The organism is Pseudarthrobacter phenanthrenivorans Sphe3 (assembly GCF_000189535.1).
Lineage (GTDB): Bacteria > Actinomycetota > Actinomycetes > Actinomycetales > Micrococcaceae > Arthrobacter > Arthrobacter phenanthrenivorans.
Map to the genome: position 1 here is coordinate 1,165,788 of NC_015145.1, position 20,047 is coordinate 1,185,834.

General features: G+C 66.6%; 20 protein-coding genes. 9 read left to right on the forward strand and 11 right to left on the reverse strand.

Features of this window, described 5'->3' with window-relative positions; translation table 11 throughout:
• Positions 1–83: 83 nt before the first annotated feature.
• On the forward strand, positions 84–845 hold the full coding sequence (locus ASPHE3_RS05460) for an IclR family transcriptional regulator (RefSeq protein WP_041652607.1): 762 nt from the start codon (positions 84–86) through the stop codon (positions 843–845).
• Here ASPHE3_RS05460 and ASPHE3_RS05465 read toward each other — a convergent pair.
• From ASPHE3_RS05465 to ASPHE3_RS05475, 3 genes are read right to left on the reverse strand one after another with little or no spacing between them, the layout of a single operon-like run.
• Complete coding sequence (locus ASPHE3_RS05465; protein WP_013600233.1) at positions 842–1,609, reverse strand: IclR family transcriptional regulator; 768 nt, start codon at positions 1,607–1,609, stop codon at positions 842–844. The genes ASPHE3_RS05460 and ASPHE3_RS05465 overlap by 4 nt on opposite strands.
• 40 nt (positions 1,610–1,649) lie before the next feature.
• The gene (locus tag ASPHE3_RS05470; protein ID WP_013600234.1) at positions 1,650–2,405 is read right to left on the reverse strand and encodes a cyclase family protein; all 756 of its coding nucleotides are present in this window, start codon (positions 2,403–2,405) and stop codon (positions 1,650–1,652) included.
• Positions 2,402–2,890, reverse strand: a complete 489-nt coding sequence (locus ASPHE3_RS05475; protein WP_013600235.1) for a hypothetical protein — start codon at positions 2,888–2,890, stop codon at positions 2,402–2,404. Before ASPHE3_RS05475 ends, ASPHE3_RS05470 begins: the two co-directional genes overlap by 4 nt.
• A gap of 55 nt (positions 2,891–2,945) precedes the next feature.
• Between ASPHE3_RS05475 and mmuM the strand changes: the two genes are divergently transcribed.
• Positions 2,946–3,899, forward strand: coding sequence for a homocysteine S-methyltransferase (mmuM, locus tag ASPHE3_RS05480; RefSeq protein ID WP_041652611.1), 954 nt, complete (start codon positions 2,946–2,948; stop codon positions 3,897–3,899).
• A 49-nt stretch (positions 3,900–3,948) separates the two neighbouring features.
• Here the strand turns inward: mmuM and ASPHE3_RS05485 are convergent, their stop codons facing one another.
• On the reverse strand, positions 3,949–4,500 hold the full coding sequence (locus ASPHE3_RS05485) for a dihydrofolate reductase family protein (RefSeq protein ID WP_013600237.1): 552 nt from the start codon (positions 4,498–4,500) through the stop codon (positions 3,949–3,951).
• Positions 4,501–4,709: 209 nt separating this feature from the next.
• On the opposite strand from ASPHE3_RS05485, the gene ASPHE3_RS05490 reads away from it, so the two are divergent.
• A complete protein-coding gene (locus ASPHE3_RS05490; RefSeq protein ID WP_013600238.1) occupies positions 4,710–5,102 on the forward strand; it encodes a hypothetical protein in 393 nt (130 codons plus the stop codon).
• 20 nt (positions 5,103–5,122) lie between these two features.
• On the opposite strand, the gene ASPHE3_RS05495 is transcribed toward ASPHE3_RS05490, so the two are convergent.
• Both ASPHE3_RS05495 and ASPHE3_RS05500 read right to left on the reverse strand, forming a co-directional pair.
• Positions 5,123–7,300 (reverse strand): putative bifunctional diguanylate cyclase/phosphodiesterase, encoded by a 2,178-nt coding sequence (locus ASPHE3_RS05495; protein WP_013600239.1) that lies wholly within the window; start codon positions 7,298–7,300, stop codon positions 5,123–5,125.
• Between the two features lie 184 nt (positions 7,301–7,484).
• The gene (locus ASPHE3_RS05500; protein ID WP_013600240.1) at positions 7,485–7,754 is read right to left on the reverse strand and encodes a GlsB/YeaQ/YmgE family stress response membrane protein; all 270 of its coding nucleotides are present in this window, start codon (positions 7,752–7,754) and stop codon (positions 7,485–7,487) included.
• 163 nt (positions 7,755–7,917) lie between these two features.
• On the opposite strand from ASPHE3_RS05500, the gene ASPHE3_RS05505 reads away from it, so the two are divergent.
• Positions 7,918–8,784 carry an HAD hydrolase family protein gene (locus ASPHE3_RS05505; RefSeq protein ID WP_013600241.1) on the forward strand — a complete coding sequence of 289 codons (867 nt, stop codon included), beginning with the start codon at positions 7,918–7,920 and terminating at the stop codon, positions 8,782–8,784.
• 7 nt (positions 8,785–8,791) lie between these two features.
• On the opposite strand, the gene ASPHE3_RS05510 is transcribed toward ASPHE3_RS05505, so the two are convergent.
• Together ASPHE3_RS05510 and ASPHE3_RS05515 are read right to left on the reverse strand one after the other, a co-directional pair.
• Positions 8,792–10,171: a UDP-glucose dehydrogenase family protein gene (locus ASPHE3_RS05510; RefSeq protein ID WP_013600242.1), complete on the reverse strand. Its 1,380-nt coding sequence runs from the start codon at positions 10,169–10,171 to the stop codon at positions 8,792–8,794.
• Complete coding sequence (locus tag ASPHE3_RS05515; protein WP_013600243.1) at positions 10,168–11,325, reverse strand: glycosyltransferase family 4 protein; 1,158 nt, start codon at positions 11,323–11,325, stop codon at positions 10,168–10,170. Before ASPHE3_RS05515 ends, ASPHE3_RS05510 begins: the two co-directional genes overlap by 4 nt.
• A gap of 262 nt (positions 11,326–11,587) precedes the next feature.
• On the opposite strand from ASPHE3_RS05515, the gene ASPHE3_RS05520 reads away from it, so the two are divergent.
• Positions 11,588–12,439 (forward strand): DUF2382 domain-containing protein, encoded by an 852-nt coding sequence (locus tag ASPHE3_RS05520; RefSeq protein WP_013600244.1) that lies wholly within the window; start codon positions 11,588–11,590, stop codon positions 12,437–12,439.
• A 247-nt stretch (positions 12,440–12,686) separates the two neighbouring features.
• Here ASPHE3_RS05520 and ASPHE3_RS05525 read toward each other — a convergent pair whose 3' ends face one another.
• Positions 12,687–13,148, reverse strand: coding sequence for a DUF4383 domain-containing protein (locus tag ASPHE3_RS05525; RefSeq protein WP_013600245.1), 462 nt, complete (start codon positions 13,146–13,148; stop codon positions 12,687–12,689).
• Between the two features lie 155 nt (positions 13,149–13,303).
• Here ASPHE3_RS05525 and ASPHE3_RS05530 point away from each other — a divergent pair, with 155 nt between their 5' ends.
• On the forward strand, positions 13,304–14,617 hold the full coding sequence (locus tag ASPHE3_RS05530) for a cell division protein PerM (RefSeq protein ID WP_013600246.1): 1,314 nt from the start codon (positions 13,304–13,306) through the stop codon (positions 14,615–14,617).
• A gap of 37 nt (positions 14,618–14,654) precedes the next feature.
• Here the strand turns inward: ASPHE3_RS05530 and ASPHE3_RS05535 are convergent, their stop codons facing one another.
• Complete coding sequence (locus ASPHE3_RS05535; RefSeq protein ID WP_013600247.1) at positions 14,655–15,086, reverse strand: hypothetical protein; 432 nt, start codon at positions 15,084–15,086, stop codon at positions 14,655–14,657.
• 39 nt (positions 15,087–15,125) lie between these two features.
• Here ASPHE3_RS05535 and purN point away from each other — a divergent pair, with 39 nt between their 5' ends.
• Together purN and ASPHE3_RS22620 are read left to right on the forward strand one after the other, a co-directional pair.
• Positions 15,126–15,710: a phosphoribosylglycinamide formyltransferase gene (purN, locus tag ASPHE3_RS05540; protein ID WP_013600248.1), complete on the forward strand. Its 585-nt coding sequence runs from the start codon at positions 15,126–15,128 to the stop codon at positions 15,708–15,710.
• A gap of 568 nt (positions 15,711–16,278) precedes the next feature.
• Positions 16,279–16,797 (forward strand): endonuclease domain-containing protein, encoded by a 519-nt coding sequence (locus ASPHE3_RS22620; protein ID WP_254362990.1) that lies wholly within the window; start codon positions 16,279–16,281, stop codon positions 16,795–16,797.
• Between the two features lie 69 nt (positions 16,798–16,866).
• On the opposite strand, the gene ASPHE3_RS05550 is transcribed toward ASPHE3_RS22620, so the two are convergent.
• Positions 16,867–18,219: an MFS transporter gene (locus ASPHE3_RS05550; RefSeq protein ID WP_013600250.1), complete on the reverse strand. Its 1,353-nt coding sequence runs from the start codon at positions 18,217–18,219 to the stop codon at positions 16,867–16,869.
• Between the two features lie 142 nt (positions 18,220–18,361).
• On the opposite strand from ASPHE3_RS05550, the gene purH reads away from it, so the two are divergent.
• Positions 18,362–20,047, forward strand: coding sequence for a bifunctional phosphoribosylaminoimidazolecarboxamide formyltransferase/IMP cyclohydrolase (purH, locus tag ASPHE3_RS05555; protein ID WP_013600251.1), 1,686 nt, complete (start codon positions 18,362–18,364; stop codon positions 20,045–20,047).

The following is a 20,047-nucleotide window of genomic DNA, read 5'->3' on the forward strand; positions in this document are numbered from 1 at the left end:
CCGCCGGTTCCTGCCGCACCTCTGCTGGGCGGGAGGCCGTGGAAGAATGGGGCGAGGTTTCCGGCCGGGAGGGGCAGATGAGCGTGGATTCGTCCGGTGAGGCGTCGTCGATGGCGCAGGGGCTGCGCATTGTGCGGCTGGTGGCCGACCGGGAGAAGCGGGGCCGCCAGCTGCTGGGTGTTTCGCAGCTGGCCGCCGAGCTGGACATGGACCAAAGCCGTGTTTCCCGGCTCACGCAGGAACTGTGCGATCTCGGGCTGCTGGAGCGCGTGGACCGGGGCCCGTTCCGGATCGGCCAGCGGTTTTTCAGCCTCGCGGCCTCGCTGAATACCGGCTGGGTCCGGGAGGCCAAGACTGAGCTGGAGGCGCTGGTGGCCTCCCTGGGGCTGCGCGCACGGCTCTCCGTCCGGGACGGCTACAGGGTCATCCTGGTCCGAAGCTCCAGCAACGACGCCGTTGCCGGAAGCTTCGTGAAGCCGGGCATGGTGACGCCGGTGTGGTGCACGGGCGCCGGCCGGGCCCTGCTGTGGGACCACGACCGGTCCGCCCTCGATACCCTGCTGGCCGATGTGAACTACATCGGCATCGGAGGGCCCGGTGCTGCCCACTCCACCAAAGAAGTGTGGGACCTGATGGCCCGTGACACTGCCACGGGATACGTCGCCGCCGTCGAGGAATTCGAGCACGACGTGGTGGAACTCGCGGTGCCCGTGCGCGATGCCGGCGGCGGCATCCTTGCCTCGCTCAGCGTGCTGGGAAGCCGGGCTGAGATCCAACCCGATGCGGGCTCTTTCGCGGCTGTGCTTAGAGAGGCCGCGGAACGGCTCGGAGCTTACCGGGCTTAACCCTGCGGCTGGTGGCCGAGCCTCTGCTCAAGCCATCTGCCCTGCGCCACCAGCGCGGCTGCGCACTCTTCCCGCCGCGGTTCCAGCCGGTCCTTGATGCCCACGATCTGCAGCGCGGCCACCACATCGCCCTTGAAATCGCGGATGGGGACGGCCAGCGAGAAGAGGCCGGGTTCGGCCTCCTCATCCACGATGGTGTAACCCCGGGCCCGGGCGGCTTCGCGGCGCGCCAGGAAGTCGTTGACGTCCGCAGGTGTGTTGGGTCCGTGGCGCACGAAGTCCACCACGGCGAACACGGTCCTGACCTCTGCCTCCGACGCCTCCCACAGCACTGCCTGCCCGGCGTCGCTGCAGTAGGCGGGATAGGGCCGGCCCAGCCAGGAGCCCACCAGGTTGCTGCTGGCCGGGACGCTTTCGCCGATGGTGACCGTGCTGTCGCCATGGAGGACCCCGAGGAAACAGGCCTCATCGGTTTCGCGGGCCAGCGCGTCCAAGGCGGTGCCGCCGTCGGACTGTAGACGGCGTTCCGTGAGCAGCTGGGCGTCCGTAAGGATGGACCAGTCCAGCGTGTAGGTGCGCTGGCTGGTCCGGGCAAGGAAGCCCTCCTGCTCGCCGCTGCGCAGGTTGCGTGACACCTGGCTGCGGTCCTTGCCCAGGTCCGCAGCGATATCGGCCACCGTTCCGCCGGGATGACCCCCCGCGTGGCGGGCGCCAACAGCAAAGACTGCCGCGATTCCGCGGCCCATGCTGGAGGTTTTAGGCATGGAGTCGAGTCTAGTGGAGGGCTTTCCCCGGCAGCCGGGTTCAGCAGATGGCAAAAACCCGCGCCGGGAAACCGCTGCCGCCCAGCGGCTTGGCCCAGGTTGCCACGACGGCGGCACCTGCTTCCGGCAGTCCGTCCAGGTTGGCCAGCAGTTCAATCTGCCAGCGGTCCTGTTCCAGGACATAGGTTTCCAGGCTGAAGTCCTGGCGGGAGGTGGCGAGACCGGGATCTGTGTCCGTCTGCTCGTGGCCGACGGCGGCCGCGGCCCGCTGCCCGATCAGGAAAGAGAGCACTTCCCGGGACCAGCCGGGCGTGTGGCTCATGCCCTCGCTGTCCCGGTTTGCCATGGCATCCGGATCGGGCCAGCGGCTGCTCCAGCCCGTGCGCAGGGCCACGAAGGCGCCGGCCGGGATGGTGCCGTTCCGGCTTTCCCAGCCGTGCACGTCCTGCAGGGTAGGGGTCGCGTCCGGGTTGCCGGGCACCCGGGAGGTGATGTCCAGGACCACGAGGGGAAGGATCATCTCCTCCACCGGGAGTTGGTCCAGCGTCCTGCCGCTCCGGATGAAGTGGGAGGGCGGGTCCACATGGGTGCCCCACTGGCCCACGATTGAATACCGGTGTGCGGTGAACCCGTCGCCCTTCTCCAGGTCGAAGAGTGCTTCGCGTTCCTCATCCGGGAAGGCGGCGAAGTGCGGCTGGCCCGGGTGGAAGGCGTGCGTCAGGTCAACGAACTTCCTCCCGGCAAGCACGGACTGAAGGGCTTGCCAAAGGGAAGTAGTGACATTGGTGTCCGTCATGATGCAGCAACTCCTTGGGGTGCAAGTGCCGTGCTGGAGACGCTGATGGGGCCGGTCACTTCAATGACCGGAACTTCCCATGGATGGATTTCCACGATCTGGCGCATGAAGCGCTCCACGGCGGCGTCTTCCAGCGAGGCGTCGAAGTAGGTGGTGAAAACGAAGGTCGGCGAGAGGGTCTGCTCTCCCACGCTTCCAAGTGTGGGGTTGGCGCCCTCGGCGGTAGTGAAGCCTTCAAAGCCGAGTCCGGATTCGAACACGTGCTTGTAGTTGCCAAAGTCGCCCAGTTCCCGGAACTGTGCCAGGGCCTGGAGCAGCCGGGCAATGCCCGGGTCATCCCGGAAGGCAGTTGCTTTTCCCGTGGCCAGCTGCGCAAAGGTGCTGCCGCTGATGGGCCAGTGAACGCGCAGCTTGCGTACCGGGTGCAGTTGAACGTCCAAGAACCTGTCCTCTTTCCTCCCGCCCGGCTGGCGGTTGCCTGCCATCGTGACAGAAAGAAATAATCATTACAAGCATAAGAAAATGCGTATTGTGATTACCATGTCTTCTTCCGCGCCACTCCCGTCCCTGCTGGAATCCGTCGGCATCCTTCCCGCTGATGGCGCCCTGGCCACAGAGCTTGAGGCGCGGGGCTGCAACCTGGACGATCCCCTGTGGTCGGCCAAGGTGCTGCTGGAACAGCCACACCTGATCAAGGAAGTGCACCGCGATTACTTCCGGGCGGGTGCCAGGATTGCGACGACGGCGAGTTACCAAGCCACACCGCAGGGGTTCGCGCCGAGGGGGATAAGTGAGCAGGAGGCGTTGGAACTGGTGGCGTTGTCTGTCCGGCTGGCGGACGAGGCACGGCGCGAACACCTGGCTGCCAACCCCGGAGCGGGTCCACTGCTGGTGGCAGGGTCCGTGGGGCCGTATGGGGCGTACCTGGCGGACGGCTCCGAGTACAGCGGGGACTACGTCCTGAGCACCACTGAGTTCCAGGACTTCCACCGTCCCCGCATCACGGCGCTGGTAGAAGCAGGCGCAGATTTCCTCGCCTGCGAAACGCTGCCATCCTTTCCCGAGGCCCAGGCGCTGCTGGCACTCACAAAAGAGTTCGACGTCGAATCATGGTTCTCCTTCTCACTGCGGGACGGCGGGCACATCAGCGACGGCACGCCGCTGACCACGGTGGCAGCAGTCCTCGGCGCGGAACCCCTGGTGGCAGCGATCGGCGTGAACTGCGTGCCGCTGCACCTGGTCACTCCCGCGCTCGCCGCCCTGCACCGGGAAACGGACAAACCCCTCGTGGCCTACCCGAACTCCGGCGAAACTTACGATCCGGCCACCAAGACGTGGGGGCAGGCGGCCGCATCGGGACGCGGCCGGGACGGGACTCCTGCCACCCCCGCGGATGGAGCTGTAACGTGGCGGGACCTGGGCGCCCGGATCATTGGGGGCTGCTGCCGCACCACGCCGCGGGACATCGCCGCCGTCGTCGACGTTCTTTCCTAAGGCGGCAGGCTCTCCCTAGTCCTCGGGCTCTCCGGCGTGCAAGGTGCGCCTACCCCTCAAGCCGTCCGTAGGTGCTGATCACGTTTCCTTTGCTGGTGCGGGACTGGTCCTGCAGGACCAGCCGGGTGGTGGGGTCGCCGTCCTCGAAGAGCCGGCGGCCGGTTCCGGCAATCACCGGGTGGGTCATCAGGGTCAGCGAATCGAGCAGCCCGGCGAACAGCAGCTGCCGGGTCACGGAGATGCTGCCGCACACCGCGATCTCGCCGCCGTCGCGCTCCTTAAGTCTGGCCACGAACTCCTCCAGGGGTGCGTCCATCAGCTGCGAGTTCTGCCATTCCAGCGGCTCCGCCAGGGTCCGGGACGCCACGAACTTCTCCACCGGGTTGATGAAGGCGGCAAAGTCCTCATCCACCGACGCGTTGGGCCAGTAAGCAGACCATTCCTGATAGCTGACCCGGCCCAGCACCACCGTGTCCACGGTTTCCATCATCCTGGTCAGGCCCTCGCCAAGTTCGTCGTCGAAGCTGTCGAACTGGAATTTGTAGGGATCGGATACCACCCCGTCCACCGAGTGGAACAGGCCTGCAGTGACTTTGCGCATGGGGACCTCCTGGAGGACTTTCGAGCGGACACGCATCAGGCTAGTGCCGCTTCCTGCCGAGCGGAAGGTGGGCAGTTAAACGCACGACGGCGCCCGCGTCAGTTATGTTCATCACTCGCCGCAACGTCTTGCGCGGTTTCGCCCGAAGGGAGCCCCATACTTGTGGTGAGCGGCTGTTACCGCGCCCCCGGCCAGGCAGGAGGAAGTGCATGGAAATCCTGAAAAAAATCGTGAGCAACCAGTATTTCCCGGCCGGCGCCGTCCTCGGTGCCGTGCTGCTGTTCTGGGCCGTGGGACTGCTGGGCGGACTGTCCCTCCTGCACAACAACCAGCCGCCGCTGACCACCCTCACGTGGATGCTGTTCGTCTACATGGCGGCAGTGCTCACCCCGCTGGCGGGCATCGCGGCCGCCGTGGACCTGGTCCGCCGCTGGCGCCGCAACCGTGCCGCCGAAGCAGCGCCTGCCGAGGCCAATAGCGAGCCGGCAGGCGGGGAAGCCTACAGCGAGCCTTCCGCCGCGCTGCCTCCCGCCGCCCAAGCGCCGCAGGCGCCCCAGCCCAAGAAGAACCACAAGCAGCCCGGACGCAAACAGGCTGCCTAGCCGTACCGCCGTCGGGCGCTCTACCGCCCTTTCAGCGCATCGAGCGCCATCTCCGCGTGCTGCAGCGCGCGGTCCAGCCGCCGGCCGGGCTGGGGTAGCGAGAACAGGTAGCCCTGCAGCGTGTCGCATTCCAGCGCCGTCAGGTAGTCTGCCTGCTCGGCGGTCTCGACGCCCTCGGCCGTTACCGTCAGGCCAAGGCTGTGGGCCATGTTGATCATGGAGCTGAGGATGGGCAGCCGCTCGTTGCCGGTCCGCACCATGGACACGAAAGTCTTGTCGATCTTCACCGTATCCACCGGCAGGTCCTGCAGCCTTCCCAGCGAGGAATAGCCCGTGCCGAAATCGTCAAGGGCAACCCGTGCACCCATGTCCCGCAGGGCGCTGAGCTGCCTGATCAGGCCGCAGTCGGCGTCGAAGAAGACGCTTTCCGTGACCTCCAGGACCAGCTGGTACGCGGCCACGCCGCTGGCCTCCGCCAGCCCCAGCACGGTATCGGCGAAGTGCGGGTCCTGCAGCTGCCTGCCGGAGACGTTCACGGCGAGCGACCGGGACGGGTCCTCGCTCAGCCAGGGCGCCAGCTGCACCATGCCGAGCGCCATCACCTCCGTGCCGATCTCGTTGATCAGCCCCGTGCGTTCGGCCAGGGGGATGAATACCGACGGCGGGACGCGTCCGGCGTCCCTGTCCCACCGGGCGAGCGCCTCAAAGGTGACCACCTGTCCCATTCGGTGGGACACGATGGGCTGGAAATCAACTGTGATCTCGTTCCGTGCCACAGCCAGCTGCAGCCCGCTTTCCATGTTGGTCCGCTGCACGAGGGCTGTCATCATGTCCGGATGGAACGGCAGGAACCGGTTCTTGCCGGCGGCCTTTGCCGCGTACATCGCGATGTCCGCTTGGCGCAGGAGCTCCGAGGCGCCCACGTTGTCAGGCCCAAGTGACGCGAGCCCCAGGCTCAGGCTGGGACGGAGTACCGTCCCCTGGATGGTGACTGGGACGTGGAGGCAGCGGACGATGCACGCGGCGATCGCGCCGGGGTCCGGGCAGGCAGTCAGGAGCACCACGAATTCGTCCCCGCCCAGCCGGGCCACCACGTCGGCAGTGGGGGCGCAGCCGCGCAGCCGGCGCGCCACCTCGACCAGCATGTCGTCGCCGGCCTGGTGGCCAAGGATGTCGTTGACTTCCTTGAAGTCGTCCAGGTCCAAAAGCAGGACGTCCACGGTTTTGAGCCGTGGTTCACGCAGTGCAGCAGCGAGTGCGTCGTTGAATACCGCCCTGTTGGCCAGTCCGGTGAGCGGGTCCTGGAACGCCATGGCGCGGAGTTTCTCGGCCTGGGCCGCGAGGTCGAGCATGGCCTGGTGGGCCTGCTCCTGTGCTTTCCGCCGGGGCGTCACATCCCGGAAGCTCCAGACCCTGCCAACGATTTTCTGGCCCACCCGCTGGGGCCGTGAGTACCGTTCGAAGGTCCGGCCATCCGTGAGGTCCAGGACGTCGTGGCTTTCTGCTGCGGGGTCCTCCTCAAGCTGGTTGATGCGCTCCACGAAGCCGATGGGTTCGGCCATCTGGCTGATGACGAGCCGCAGGATGGGCTCCTCGCTGTCGCCTTCCATCAGCTCCGGCGGGATACTCCACATTGTGAGGAACTGGTCGTTGAATCCTGCCACCCTGCCCTCGGAACTCATCACCAGGATGCCGTCGGCAGTGGACTCCAGCGTGGCACTGAGCAGCGACATCGCCTCGCGAAGGTCCGCGTCGGCGGCCTGGCGGTGTGCAGTACCCCGGACCGAGAGGAGCAGCTGCGGCGGGGTGGGGACGCCGTCGTCGTATTCCGGCTGGGTCCCTGGCGTTCCAGGCTCTGCCCCGGGGCGGATCAGGGACCCGGCCGCTTCGGCGGGGAACTCCGTGCCGTCGCTGTGCAGCCCGTAGATTTCGCGTGGCGGAAGCTGCTCCTGCGGCCGGGCAAGGAGCCGGGCGGCAAGCTGGTCCACCTCGCCCCGGAAGCCCTCGGCAAGGAGCGTCCTGTGGTCCCGCCCGGCCAGGTCCCCGGTGCTGTAGCCGAACAGGTTTGCGGCCGCAGCGTTGGCCGCGGTAATGCTGCCGTCAGCCGCAATGGCCAGGAGGGCATCCGGACTGGCGTCCAGTAATGTGCCGAAAATTTGTGCTGCCGGACTTTTGTTGTGGCTCCAGGAATCAGTCATTGCACCACCCCCCTCGCACATCATAAAGCGCAAACGCGGAAATGTGGGCGGCCAGGAACCGCTTTCCAATGCCCGGGCCATACTCTTTTTGCTGCCGCGCTGGAAGGAGTGTGCATGGGAACGCAAAAGCACCGCCCCCCGCTGGGAGGACGGCGCTTTGGTCTAGTGCGGATTTGTGGTGCCGCTATACCCGGCGATGGCTGCGGTTGGTGATCGCGCCGTAAACCAGCAGCACGATTACTGAACCGAGAATTGCCAGCAGCCAGGTGCGGATATCAAAGAATTCCGCCAGCCCGCCGCCGAACACCAAGGAGCCGATCCAGCCACCCAAAATGGCGCCGACAACGCCGAGGACCAGGGTGACCACCCAGCCTCCGCCCTGGCGGCCCGGCAGGATGGCCTTGGCGATGGCTCCGGCGATCAGGCCCAAAATGAGAAATCCGAGAATACCCATGTTGTCACTCCTTAATCAGTAAGTTGTGCCGGGCCCCCATTTCCGGTTCCATAATTCAATCAGCGTGCTTACTGCTCTGCAAGAGTTTGAATATCACGGGATGACTGTCAGTTTTCCCGCTTTCGATAGGATTGGTCTCCGCCACAACCCAAGGAGCTCCGGCATGTCCAGCCAGCAGACCGTCCGGCCGCGTGCCATCTTCCTCGATATCGACGGCACCTACGCTGACCACGGGCTTGCCCCGGAGGCCCACGTGGAGGCGGTCCGGACCGCCCGCAGGCTGGGGCACCTTGTTTTTGTGTGCACGGGCCGGCCGCTGTCCATGGTTCCGGGCCACATCCTGGACGCCGGTTTCGACGGCACCATTACCGGTGCCGGCGCCCGGGTGGAACTCAACGGCAAGGTCCTCAAGGACACGCGCTTCCGCCAGGACCTCGCCGCCCGGATCGTGGAGACCCTCGACGCCCATGGCGCCGCCTACATCCTGGAAGCCCCGGAGGCGCTCCACGGCAGGACCGGGGTGGACCAGCGGCTGAGGGAAGTACTGGGCCCCATCTTCGCAGGGCGCCCGCAGCACGACGGCGTCCTCAGCACCGACGTGGATCCGCTCGAGGACATTCTTGGCCCCATGCAGTACAGCGACGACCTCCGCGGCACGTCCTACGCAAAAATCTCCTGCTTCGATTCGCCGGTCCCGCTGGGGAAGCTGGTGGACGGCCTGGGGCCGGAGGTCGGGCTGATCCCCAGTTCCCTCTCCGCGCTCGGCGACCGCGCCGGCGAAATCTTCATGGCCGGCACCCACAAGGCGGTGGGCATCCAGGCGGTCCAGGAACACCTTGGGCTGGACCGGGCGGACATTGTGGCCATCGGTGACAGCGCCAACGACATCGAAATGCTGGAATACGCCGGCGTGGGGATCGCCGTGGAGGGCGGGCATCCCGCCGTGCTGGCCGTTGCGGACCGGACCACTCCGGGGCCCGCCGGCAATGGTGTGGCACGCGCTTTCGCTGAGCTGGGACTCCTGGGCTAGCAGACAGCTAGGCCAGGGGGAGGGCGCCCTGGGCCGCCCGCACGTCGGAGCCCCAGACCCCCAGCCCGCGCACCACCCAGCCGTGGCTTTGCCAGTCCGCCGCGTCCAGCACGTTTCGCGCGTCCAGCACCATCCGCCGTCGTACTGCATCGCCTGCCGTTGCGGGGGAGAGGCGGCGGTATTCATCCCACTCAGTGAGCAGCAGGACCAGTTCGGCCCCTTCCAGGGCCCGTTCCGTGCAGGACTCGAAGCGCAGGCGGGGGTAGCGCCGCCAGGCATTGTTGACTGCTTTGGGATCCGTGACCGTGACGTGGGCCCCGGCCGCGGCGAGCCGGTCGGCCACGTCCAGGGCGGGTGAGTCGCGGATGTCATCGGTGTCGGGTTTGAAGGACGCGCCCAGCACTGTGACCGCGCGGCCCGCAACGCTGCCGCCGCAGAGTTCGGCGGCCAGGCTGACGGTCCGCTCACGTTGGCGCAGGTTCACAGAATCCACCAGGTGCATCCAGTCGTCCACCGCCGCAACGCCCAGGTCACGGGCCTGGGCCCGGAAACTGCGGATGTCCTTGGGCAGGCAGCCGCCGCCGAAGCCCAGTCCGGCATGCAGGTACCGTCCGCCGATGCGCGGGTCCATGCCCATTGCCTCGCCCAGCTCGGACACGTCCGCGCCCGAGGCGTCGCACAGTTCAGCCATGGCGTTGATGAAGCTGATTTTGGTGGCCAGGTACGCGTTGGCCGCCGACTTGATCAGTTCCGCCGTGGAGAAGCTGCAGACCAGGCGGGGGATCCCGCCCCGGAGCAGCGGCTCGTAAACGGCATCCAGTGCTGCCGTCACTCCGAGCGGCGCACCGGTGCGCCGGTTGAATGCCGCCGGCCGCCCGCCCTCCACGCCGTACACCAGGCGGTCCGGCACCAGCGAGTCCTTCACCGCCGTCCCCTGCCGGAGGAACTCCGGATTCCACCCCAGCAGGACATCCGGCCTGCCGGCCAGCAGGTGGTGGAGCATCTGCACCGTGCCCACGGGGACAGTGGATTTGCCCACGACGACGGCGCCCGCGGCCAGGTGCGGCAGCAAGGTTTCCAGGGCGGAGACCAGGAAGGTAAGGTCGGCGGCGTCGGACGTTTTCTCCTGCGGGGTGCCCACACAGAGGAAGTGCACCTGCGCGCCCTTCGCCTCAGCGGCATCAGTGGAGAACGTGAGCCTGCCCGTCCTGTGCCCGTCCCTCAGGAGCTCGTCCAGCCCGGGCTCGTGGAACGGGGCCGTGCCGCAGGCAAGCTGTGCCACTTTGCCTGGGTCGACGTCGATGCCCACCACGGTGTGGCCCATGGAAGCGAGGGTGGCCGCGTGCACCGCGCCCAGGTAGCCGCAGCCGATTACGGAGATTCTCACAGTGCTGCTCCTTCGGTGTTGCTTGAGCCCATGGACGCCGGCGTGCCGGCAATGACGTCGTGGTAGTGCTGCACAAGTTCCCGGCACAGCGCCGGCCATGTCCTGTCCTGTACGGAAGCGTGGGCCGCGGCGGCAAACGCCCGGCGCTTGGCGTCGTCGCCCATGAGGTCCAGCACGTGGGCGCGCATGGCGGACAGGTCCCCGGGCTCGTAAAGCCAGCCCGTCCTGGAGTTCTCCACCAGGTCCAGCGGCCCGCCGCGGCCTGTTGCCACCACCGGGACCCCCGAGGCCATGGCCTCCTGGATGGTCTGGCAGAAGGTTTCGAACTCTCCGGGATGGACAAAGAGGTCGAAGGACGCCACCGCGCGTGCCAGCTCCTCACCGCCCAGGAACCCGGTGAACACGGCATCCGGCAGGGCCTCCTCCAGGGCTGCCCGCTGCGGTCCGTCGCCGATGATCACCAGCCTGCTGTTGGGCACCGCGGCCAGGGCGGCCAGGTCCTCCACCTGCTTCTCCATCGCCAGCCGGCCCACGTAGCCGATGATGCGCCGACCGCCGGGGGCAACGGCAGCCCGCCACCCGTCGTCGCGCCTCTCCGGCGAAAAGCGGGCCGTGTCCACGCCGCGCCGCCACATCTGCACCCGGGGAATGCCGCGGCCGCGCAACTGGTTCAGCGCGAACGTGGAGGGCGCAAGGGTGCGCGAGGCGAGGAGATGGATGTTCTCCACCCGGTTCCAGGCCCAGTTTTCCAGGAACGGGACACCGTAGCGGGCCGCGTAGCCGGGCACTTCGGTCTGGTAGATGGCCACGGTGGGGATGCCCAGCTGGTGCGCCGCCTGGGCCGCCCGCCAGCCCAGCACGAACGGCGAAGCAAGATGGACTACATCCGGCGCGTAATCGGCAAGGATTCTCTTGACCCGGTACACACCGCCCATCGCCACCCGCACGTTGGCATACCCGGCCAGCGGAACTGCCGGCAACCGGTGCACTTCGGCGCCCTTGACGGTGGCGCCCCCGTCGCCGTCCTGCGTCGAGGGCGCAATGACCAGGACGTCGTCGCCCCGGTCCTGGAGGTGGTCCAGCACCCGCAGGATGGAGTGCGTGACACCGTTCATCAGTGGCAGGAATGATTCAGCAACAATTGCGATCCTCACCCCTCCACGGTGGGCGCCCGCCCTGAAATGGCGGGGGAGAAAGCGTTACCCGGAGGAGAAGGCTGGGTGAACAGAAGGCCCCGTCTTTGGAAAAAAATTACTAAGTAGACTTCCCTTTTGATGCTAAGCATGCTTACGGTATGGGGGCAGCCAACGCCAATGCCTCAAGCAGCCGGGGTGACGGACGGGGCCTGGGGGGAACGCCCGGGCCGGTACGCACAGTTGGCTAAGCCCAGCGCAACGACACATCCAAGGAGACGTCATGCTCAACAGGGAAAACATTGAAAACCTGCTCACCAAGGGCGGCAACGTCGTGGGATCCGACGGCGAGAAGATAGGCTCCATCGGCCAGCTTTACGCAGACGACGACACCGGCGAGCCCACCTGGGTCACCGTCAAGACGGGCCTGTTCGGCACCTCACAGTCTTTTGTGCCGGTGGAAGGCGCCCACACGCAGGGCGATGACCTGGTGGTCCCTTACACCAAGGAACACGTCAAGGACGCCCCGCGGGTGGACGTGGACGGCCACCTCACCCCGGAGGAAGAGGACCGGCTGTACACGCACTACGACCGCGGCGCCCGGACCTACTCTGACGCCCGCACCGATGAAACCCGGAACGATGTGGACTTCCAGGGTGACGCGGACCTGAACGCCGGTACTCCTACGGCGGGAATTGACCGCGACCGCGACACCAGCCGCGGCGCCGTGGGCCACGATACCTCCGGCCCCAACACCGACGACGCCATGACGCGGTCCGAGGAGCAGCTCCACGTCGGCACCGAGCGCGAGGCCACCAGCCGCGCCAGGCTCCGCAAGTACGTCACCACCGAGAACGTCACCACGACCGTTCCCGTGCAGCGTGAGGAAGTCCGGGTGGAGCGCGAGCCCATCACCGACGCCAACCGCGGTGCCGCAATGTCCGGTCCGGCCATCAGCGAAGAGGAGCACGAGGTCACCCTCCACGAGGAGCGGCCGGTGGTGGAGAAGGAAGCCGTTCCGGTGGAACGGGTCCGGCTGGACAAGGATGTGGTGCAGGACGACGTCACGGTCAACGAGGAAGTCCGCAAGGAGCACATCGACGCGGACGGCGTGGACCGCGACGCGCGCCGCTAGGCCCGCCCGCTGACGCGCTGCGTGAAGCACTGTTGAACGGACCGGTGCTTCATGCGGCCGCAGGATAAACGATGCCGGGAGTCCCCTGTGGGGGCTCCCGGCATCGTTGTGCTTGCGGAACTTCCTTACAGTGCTGGTGCAGCCTCCGGTCAAGCGGTGGCTGCACCAGCCAGTAGGACGAATATCTTCAGAACTTAGTGTTCATCTTTCATTCGCGGCTCCTGTTTCCCGGTTTACGGATTCCGGGCTAGGTCCTGTCGGAGGCCATATTCCTCGAGAACAGCCAGCCGGCCAGGATCATGACGATGCCCAGGCCAAGATGGGTCCAGTTGTCCAGCATATTCAGGGCCAGGAAGTTGGCCGCCGAATCGACTCCGACACTGAGCCCGAAAATGGCGAGGACGATATACAGCGCACCTGCGCCCAGCAGGAAATTACGCGCCCCATGCTCGCTGCGCGACATCGCCCATCCGGTCGCGCCGATGGCCACCTGCACGATGTTCAGCAGCATGGACACCTGGAACACGCCAAAGAGCATGGCTTGCGAATCCGGTCCGAAGAACCTCAGTTCGCTGTATTCGATGGTGACGCCCGGGATGAAGCCCAGCAGGCCCACCAGCATTAGAACAATTCCCACTCCGATGCCCACGTTCTGGACATCTGCCCGGCCAAAATGGACGCCGTGGGCATGTGGGGATGCAGTAGTCATTCTTTCCCTCCTATCCACACCGTGTGGACAGTTAAATTTTACGGCGGAGGCCCCGGAAAAGCGCCGGTGGGAAAGCCCGCAAACTTTCCCTGAATGGGGGAGTCAAGCCTGTCGGTCCCGGGCCCGCGGGGATGGCCGTGACACCATGGTGCACGATGAAACTGCGTGCTGATCAGACCGGAGACCGCGGCCTTCCCATGCCCTTGTGGCTGCAGGGCGCCGTTGAAACAGCGCAGGCTGCCATCATTTCGGCACTGGTTGTGATCGCCCCGATTGTGGCCGTGTGGGCGACCGCCGGCTTCCATGACAGTGCCTTCGACGTCCTGGCCCGCCTGGCGGGGCAGGCGTGGCTGCTGGTGCACGGTGTGCCGTTGCAACTGGCCGCCACAGGGTCCACTGCGGCAGCCCATGGCGGCTCCGGCGCGCTGTCCCTCATTCCGCTGGGCCTGACCCTGCTGCCGTTCCTCCTGGCCTGGCGCGCCGGCCGCCGGCTGGCGCGGGCCTCCTATACGGACCAGCTGTGGCAGGCGCTGCTGGGCTCCTGGGTTGTCTACGCCGCCTTCGGAACGGCCACGGGGTTTGTGTGCCGTACCCCGGATGTGGGCATCAACCCCTGGCATGCCATGTTCATCCCGCTTATTCCCTACGCTCTGGGCATGGTGGTGGGTGCGCGGCGGGAGGCCGGTTCCTGGAGCCGGCTTATCGGCGTGGACGCCGTCGACTGGATTTCCCGTACCAGCCAGCACTCCCGCTGGGCCGGCTCCTACCTTGGGTCAGCCGCGAAGGCCGGGTTCGTGGCGGCCGTGTCGGCACTGGCCCTGGCGGCGGTGCTGCTGGCTGTGGACCTCTTCATCCACTGGAACCTGGTGGTCGCCGTCTATGAGGCGCTCGACGCCGGTGCTGTGGGAGGCGCGGCCCTCACCATCGCGCAGCTTGGGTTCCTGCCCAACCTGGCCGTCTTCGCCCTGGCGTGGACCTCCGGCGCAGGTTTTTCCATGGGCGTCGGTTCGCAGGTGGGGCCGCTCGGCACCGCCGTGGGGCCGCTGCCCTCCATTCCGGTGCTGGCCGCCATTCCCTCCGGTCCGCTTGATTACGCCTTCGTTGCACTGGTGGTCCCCGTGCTTGCCGGGGTCCTGGCAGGCTGGTGGTTCCTGCGCGAAGGTGAAAACCACTTTGACGAATGGCTCTCGATCAAGATCCGCGCACGCTGGTTCACAGCCTCCGTCTCCACACTGGTGCTGGGGGCGCTGACCGGCCTGGCGGCCGGACTGCTGGCCTATGCGCTGGCCTGGCTGGCCCGTGGCTCGGCCGGGATCGGGCGGCTGACGGAGATTGGGCCTGACCCGTTCTGGACGGGAGTCTGGCTGGCCGCGGAGGTGGGTGCCGGCGTCGTGATCGGTTACGCGGCCGGACCGTGGCTGGAACGCGAACACGCGGAAAAGGAAGCGGAAGCCCAGCTGGTGTCCTAGCCCCTGCGTGCGGTGTTCGTGCTGCTGGTAACGCCTGCTAGGGGAGCTGCTGCGGCAGGGAGCCTTCAAGCTGTGTGCGGCACGCCGATTGGGCCTGGTCCGTAAGGGCCCGCCCCACGCACGCCTGGTACTCGCGCACCTCGTCGAAGAACACGGAGGTGACCAGGATCAGCAGCACCATGATCGCGGAAACCACCAGCCCGGAAATGGTGCCGATGAGGACCAGCCGGGATTCCTTCAGCCGTGCGGCCCGGACCAGGAGGACTATGCCCAGGGCCACGCTGGCCGCCGTCAGGATGCCTGTCAGCCACAGGTAGTTGACGTCCAGCTGGTAGACGAAGAAGGCGCCCAGGACCGAGACGACGAACATCCGGAACAGGGTATGGGTCTTGGCGAGCGAGGCCTTGGCTGCCTCGCTGAGCGGCGGTTTGGTCCGCTGCTGCCCAGCCGGTTCCGGTGTGGTGTTCATGTTTTCCAGCCTACGCGAGGCTGCCCATAAGCTAGAGCCATGCGCATCGTGGTCCTCGTCTCCGGAACCGGCTCCAACCTCCAGGCCGTCATCGACGCCGTGAAGGCAGGGGAACTGGATGTGGACATCGCTGCCGTGGGTGCGGACCGGCCGGGCACCTACGGGGTGGAACGCTCGGCAGCGGCAGGCATCCCCACGTTCGTGGTGGACTTCAAGGCGTACCCGGACCGGGCCCAGTGGAACGCGGCGCTGACCGAGGCCGTTGCCGCCTTCGAGCCGGATGTCGTGGTCTCCTCGGGCTTCATGCGGATCGTGAGCCCGGAATTCATCGACGCTTTTGGCGGCAAGTACCTGAACACCCACCCCGCCCTGCTGCCGGCGTTTCCCGGTGCCCATGGGGTACGGGATGCGATGGCCTACGGCGTGAAGGTCACCGGCTGCACTGTGCACTGGGCGGACGCCGGCGTGGACACCGGCCCCATCATCGCCCAGGAAGCCGTGGCGGTCGAGGACACCGATACCGAGGAGACCCTTCACGAGCGGATCAAGGTGGTGGAGCGGCGGTTGCTGGTATCCACCCTGGCCTCCCTCGCCGCCGCCCACCGCTCTGGCCTCCCCGCCTAACCCCTCCCCCCCACCCAACTAGGTAGCGCTAAGTGTCGTTTTGAACCCCCATAACGACACTTAGCGCTACCTAGTTGGGCATGGGCGGGGCGGGCTGTGGATAACCTCTGCGGCATTCCGCCGCGCCTGCCACCATGGGCGGATGAAGGTACCGACTCAATTGCCCGGCCAGTTGGCGTCCCTCCCTTTCACTTTTCAAGAAGCGGTCGACGCCGGAATCAGCCGGCGGCGTCTGCGTCACCATGGCTTGCTCTGGCCAAGCCGGGGCGTCCGGGTTCCGGATGCGGGCAGCGCATCACACCTTGCCCCGCGCATCCGCCCCTATACATTGGTCACCGAGTTTGCCGCCGCTTCGCATGCCTCGGCCTTTCTCCTGTGGGAATTTCCGGGCTTCCTCCCTGGCAGTGACGAGCCACTGCTGCACATCTCGCGGCCTGACACGGTTGCCATCATGCGGCGGCCCGGTGTGAAGGGACACCGCGGTCAGTTCTTCGCGGATGAGATCGTGACCCATAACGGACTGCTGGTCACTTCCCGGGTAAGGACGTGGTTGGACTGTTCCCGAAAGATGAGCATCGAAGAGTTGACCGTGGTTGCCGACCACCTCCTGCGGGTCCCGCGGCCCGACTTCGAAGGCAGATCGGAGCCCTATGCAACCCGGGAGGATCTCGATGACATGCTTGACCGGCATAAGGGAACGCCCGGTATCAGGAAGGCACGGGTTGCCCTGGAGCGGGCACGGGTGGGCTCGGATTCCGCGCAGGAAACCAAGCTGCGGCTTGCACTGGAGGACGCGAGCCTGCCCGAACCCCTACTGAACGTGCGCACGGACCTGGGCGCCGGCGTCGTACGTCAGCCCGACTTGAGCTACCCGGAACAGAAAGTGGCAGTGGAGTATGACGGCGAGGGACACTCGGAGGCTGCGCAGGTTGTCCGTGATATTGCCCGCGATGAGGATTTTTTCCGGGCAGGCTGGCTGCTCGTGAGGATTTCGAAGCGCCACATGGAGAGGGAGGGCCGGTCGGCGGTGGCCAAGGTCCGTTCAGCGCTCCTGAGTCGGGGCTGGTACCCCAACAGAGAAAACTAGGTAGCGCTAAGTGTCGTTATGAGGGTTCAAAACGACACTTAGCGCTACCTAGTTGGGAGGGGGGAGGGGTTACTCGAGGCGGCGCTGTTTGGTCTCGGGGGAGAAGAACGCCATCCACAGCACGGCGAGCAGCACCAGTCCGCCGGCCAGGGCGAAGGACGTGGCCAGGCCGAGCTCCGGCCAGAAGTAGTTCGCGAAAATGAGCGGGCCAAAGCCGGCCCCCAGCCGCGAGAACGTGGACGCCCAGCCGAAGCCGGTGCCGCGCAGCTCCGTCGGGTAGAGCTCGGACACGTAGGCGTAGAGCACCGGGATGGCCACCTGCACCACAAACCCGAACACAAGCAGCCAGAACACCGCGGCCGTGGGGATGTCCACCACGAACGCCACGATCACCAGGGTCAGCGCGGAGAGCGGCCCGGTAATGGCCAGGATCCATTTGCGGCCCACGCGCTCCACCAGCAGGGCGGCCACGATGACGCCGAGAAGCCCGACGGCGGCCATGGACGCCGTGGTGACGAATGCCTTGTACTCGGCAAAGCCGGCCCCAATCAGGATCCGGGGCATCCAGGTAAGGGACAGGTAGTAGACCAGCAGGATGCTGAAGAACAGGGCCCACGCTGCCGTCGTGATCTTCCAGTTGAACTGCCACACAGAGCGGAGCTGGGTCCAGGCGCTGCCGGCAGACAACCTGGGCACCTCCTGGGCGTCGGGGAGGCTGTAGGCGCGGGGCTCCGCACCGGTGGCGGCCACCAGCCCGTCAATGACCTTGGCGGCTTCCTCCCGCCGGCCCTTCCTGATCAGGAACAGCGGGGACTCCGGAACGCTCCGCCGGACCCAGAACACCAGCAGGGCTGGCAGGACCATCACCAGCATGGTCAACCGCCAGTCTCCGAACAGGGCCACCAGGGCGGCGGAGACAAAGCCGGCCAATGCTGCACCGATGGGCCACCAGCCGTCCATCGCAGTGAGGACCTTGCCGCGCTGCTTCCGCGGCGTGAACTCGCCCACCAGCGCATAATCCACCGGGATGCAGCCGCCCAGCCCGAACCCGGCCATGAACCGGAACACGCAGAACCAGATGAAGTCGGGGGAGAAGGCGCCCAGCACGGTGAACAGGGAAAAGATCAGGAGTGTTGCGGTGAAGGCCTTCTTGCGCCCGATGGTGTCCGCGATAGTGCCCCACACGAACGCGCCCAGGGCCATGCCGATCAGGTTGGACGTACCCACCCACGCGACTTCACCCGGGGTCAGCGCCCAGTGCGTGGACAGCAGGGGAATCAGGATCCCGTTCAGGGTCACATCCCAAGCGTCGAACATGAAGCCGAGGCCGCCGATCAAAAAGATCCTGCCCTGGACTTTCCATCGCCAGGGCAGTTCCTGGACCACCTGTTCGCCGCTCGGCACAGTGGTGTAAGTATTCATCGCCGCCTCCTGGGAAAACTCTAGCCGGGCGCACCGGTGTTCACACTCACGCGGACAGGCGGGTCAACCTGCGCTTCGGGATAAACTGGGCCGTATCCCCACCAACCGCGGCGTTGTTCCGCGAGATAAGACGGAGACATTTGTGAGCTTCACGCAGCATGAGCGCGTATCCATTGACCGTGTTCCCATCCGCCGGGCGCTGATCTCGGTTTACGACAAGACCGGTCTGGAGGAGCTCGCCCAGGGCCTGCACGCAGCGGGAGTGAAACTGGTCTCCACCGGGTCCACCGCCAAGAAGATCGCCGCCGCCGGCATTCCGGTCCAGGAAGTCGAGGAAGTCACCGGCTCGCCGGAGATGCTGGACGGCCGCGTCAAGACGCTGCACCCCCGCGTCCATGGCGGCATCCTCGCAGACCGCCGCGTCCCAGCGCACATGGAGACGCTCACCAAAATGGAGATCGAGCCCTTCGACCTGGTGGTGGTGAACCTCTACCCGTTCGTCGAGACCGTCAAGTCCGGCGCGGCCCAGGATGACGTCGTGGAGCAGATCGACATCGGAGGCCCCGCAATGGTGCGCTCCGCCGCGAAGAACCACGCCGCCGTCGCCATTGTGGTGGACCCGTCCTTCTACGGCCAGGTGGTCACCGCCGCGGCCGAGGGCGGCTTCGATTTGAAGACACGACGGCGGCTGGCTGCCAAGGCGTTCGCCCACACCGCGTCCTACGACAACGCGGTGGCCACCTGGACCGCCAGCCAGTTCCTGGATGAAGACGGCGATGGCGTCATCGACTGGCCCGCCTACGCCGGCCTTTCACTGGAGCGGTCCGAGGTGCTGCGCTACGGCGAGAACCCCCACCAGCAGGCCGCACTGTACGTGGATAAGGCAGCTCCCGTGGGCATCGCCCAGGCGGACCAGCTGCATGGGAAGGCCATGAGCTACAACAACTTCGTGGACGCCGACGCCGCACTCCGCGCCGCCTACGACTTCAGCGAGCCGGCCGTGGCGATCATCAAGCACGCCAACCCGTGCGGCGTGGCCGTCGGTTCCGAGGATGCGGCCGATCCCATCGCCGACGCCCATGCCAAGGCCCACGCCTGCGATCCCGTTTCCGCGTTCGGCGGCGTCATTGCCGCCAACCGTACGGTCACTGCCGGCATGGCGAACACCGTCAAGGACATCTTCACCGAGGTGGTCATCGCCCCGGGCTTCGAGCCGGAGGCCGTGGAGATCCTGTCCAAGAAGAAGAACATCCGCCTGCTCGCCCTGCCTGAGGGCTACGGGCGCTACCCCACGGAGTTCCGCCAGGTGTCCGGCGGCATGCTGGTGCAGGTGGCGGACAAGGTCGATGCCGACGGCGACAACCCCGCCAACTGGACGCTCGCTGCCGGTGAGGCTGCCGACGAGAAGACGCTCGCGGACCTCGCCTTCGCCTGGACCGCCTGCCGCGCCGCCAAGTCCAACGCGATCCTCCTTGCACAGGACGGCGCCGCCGTCGGCATTGGCATGGGCCAGGTCAACCGCCTCGATTCCTGCCGCCTGGCAGTAGAACGGGCCAACACGCTGGGCGTCACGGTGGAGTCCGACGTCGAAGGTGCTGGCGGTGCCAGCAACGCCGACGCGAGCGGGGCACCCCAGCGGGCCCGTGGCGCAGTGGCTGCTTCCGACGCCTTCTTCCCGTTTGCCGACGGCCTGCAGATCCTGATCGACGCCGGCGTGCGCGCCGTGGTCCAGCCCGGCGGTTCCGTCCGGGACGAGGAAGTCATCGCAGCGGCCAACGCTGCAGGGATCACCATGTACTTCACCGGCGCCCGCCACTTCTTCCACTGA

Bases quoted from the DNA above. Each gene is read 5' to 3' on its own strand.
- ASPHE3_RS05465 (WP_013600233.1), bottom strand. From the start codon at position 1,609: ATGCCTAAAACCTCCAGCATGGGCCGCGGAATCGCGGCAGTCTTTGCT.
- ASPHE3_RS05470 (WP_013600234.1), bottom strand. From the start codon at position 2,405: ATGACGGACACCAATGTCACTACTTCCCTTTGGCAAGCCCTTCAGTCC.
- ASPHE3_RS05475 (WP_013600235.1), bottom strand. From the start codon at position 2,890: ATGGCAGGCAACCGCCAGCCGGGCGGGAGGAAAGAGGACAGGTTCTTG.
- mmuM (WP_041652611.1), top strand. From the start codon at position 2,946: ATGTCTTCTTCCGCGCCACTCCCGTCCCTGCTGGAATCCGTCGGCATC.
- ASPHE3_RS05485 (WP_013600237.1), bottom strand. From the start codon at position 4,500: ATGCGCAAAGTCACTGCAGGCCTGTTCCACTCGGTGGACGGGGTGGTA.
- ASPHE3_RS05490 (WP_013600238.1), top strand. From the start codon at position 4,710: ATGGAAATCCTGAAAAAAATCGTGAGCAACCAGTATTTCCCGGCCGGC.
- ASPHE3_RS05495 (WP_013600239.1), bottom strand. From the start codon at position 7,300: ATGACTGATTCCTGGAGCCACAACAAAAGTCCGGCAGCACAAATTTTC.
- ASPHE3_RS05500 (WP_013600240.1), bottom strand. From the start codon at position 7,754: ATGGGTATTCTCGGATTTCTCATTTTGGGCCTGATCGCCGGAGCCATC.
- ASPHE3_RS05505 (WP_013600241.1), top strand. From the start codon at position 7,918: ATGTCCAGCCAGCAGACCGTCCGGCCGCGTGCCATCTTCCTCGATATC.
- ASPHE3_RS05520 (WP_013600244.1), top strand. From the start codon at position 11,588: ATGCTCAACAGGGAAAACATTGAAAACCTGCTCACCAAGGGCGGCAAC.
- ASPHE3_RS05525 (WP_013600245.1), bottom strand. From the start codon at position 13,148: ATGACTACTGCATCCCCACATGCCCACGGCGTCCATTTTGGCCGGGCA.
- ASPHE3_RS05530 (WP_013600246.1), top strand. From the start codon at position 13,304: ATGAAACTGCGTGCTGATCAGACCGGAGACCGCGGCCTTCCCATGCCC.
- ASPHE3_RS05535 (WP_013600247.1), bottom strand. From the start codon at position 15,086: ATGAACACCACACCGGAACCGGCTGGGCAGCAGCGGACCAAACCGCCG.
- purN (WP_013600248.1), top strand. From the start codon at position 15,126: ATGCGCATCGTGGTCCTCGTCTCCGGAACCGGCTCCAACCTCCAGGCC.
- ASPHE3_RS22620 (WP_254362990.1), top strand. From the start codon at position 16,279: ATGAGCATCGAAGAGTTGACCGTGGTTGCCGACCACCTCCTGCGGGTC.
- ASPHE3_RS05550 (WP_013600250.1), bottom strand. From the start codon at position 18,219: ATGAATACTTACACCACTGTGCCGAGCGGCGAACAGGTGGTCCAGGAA.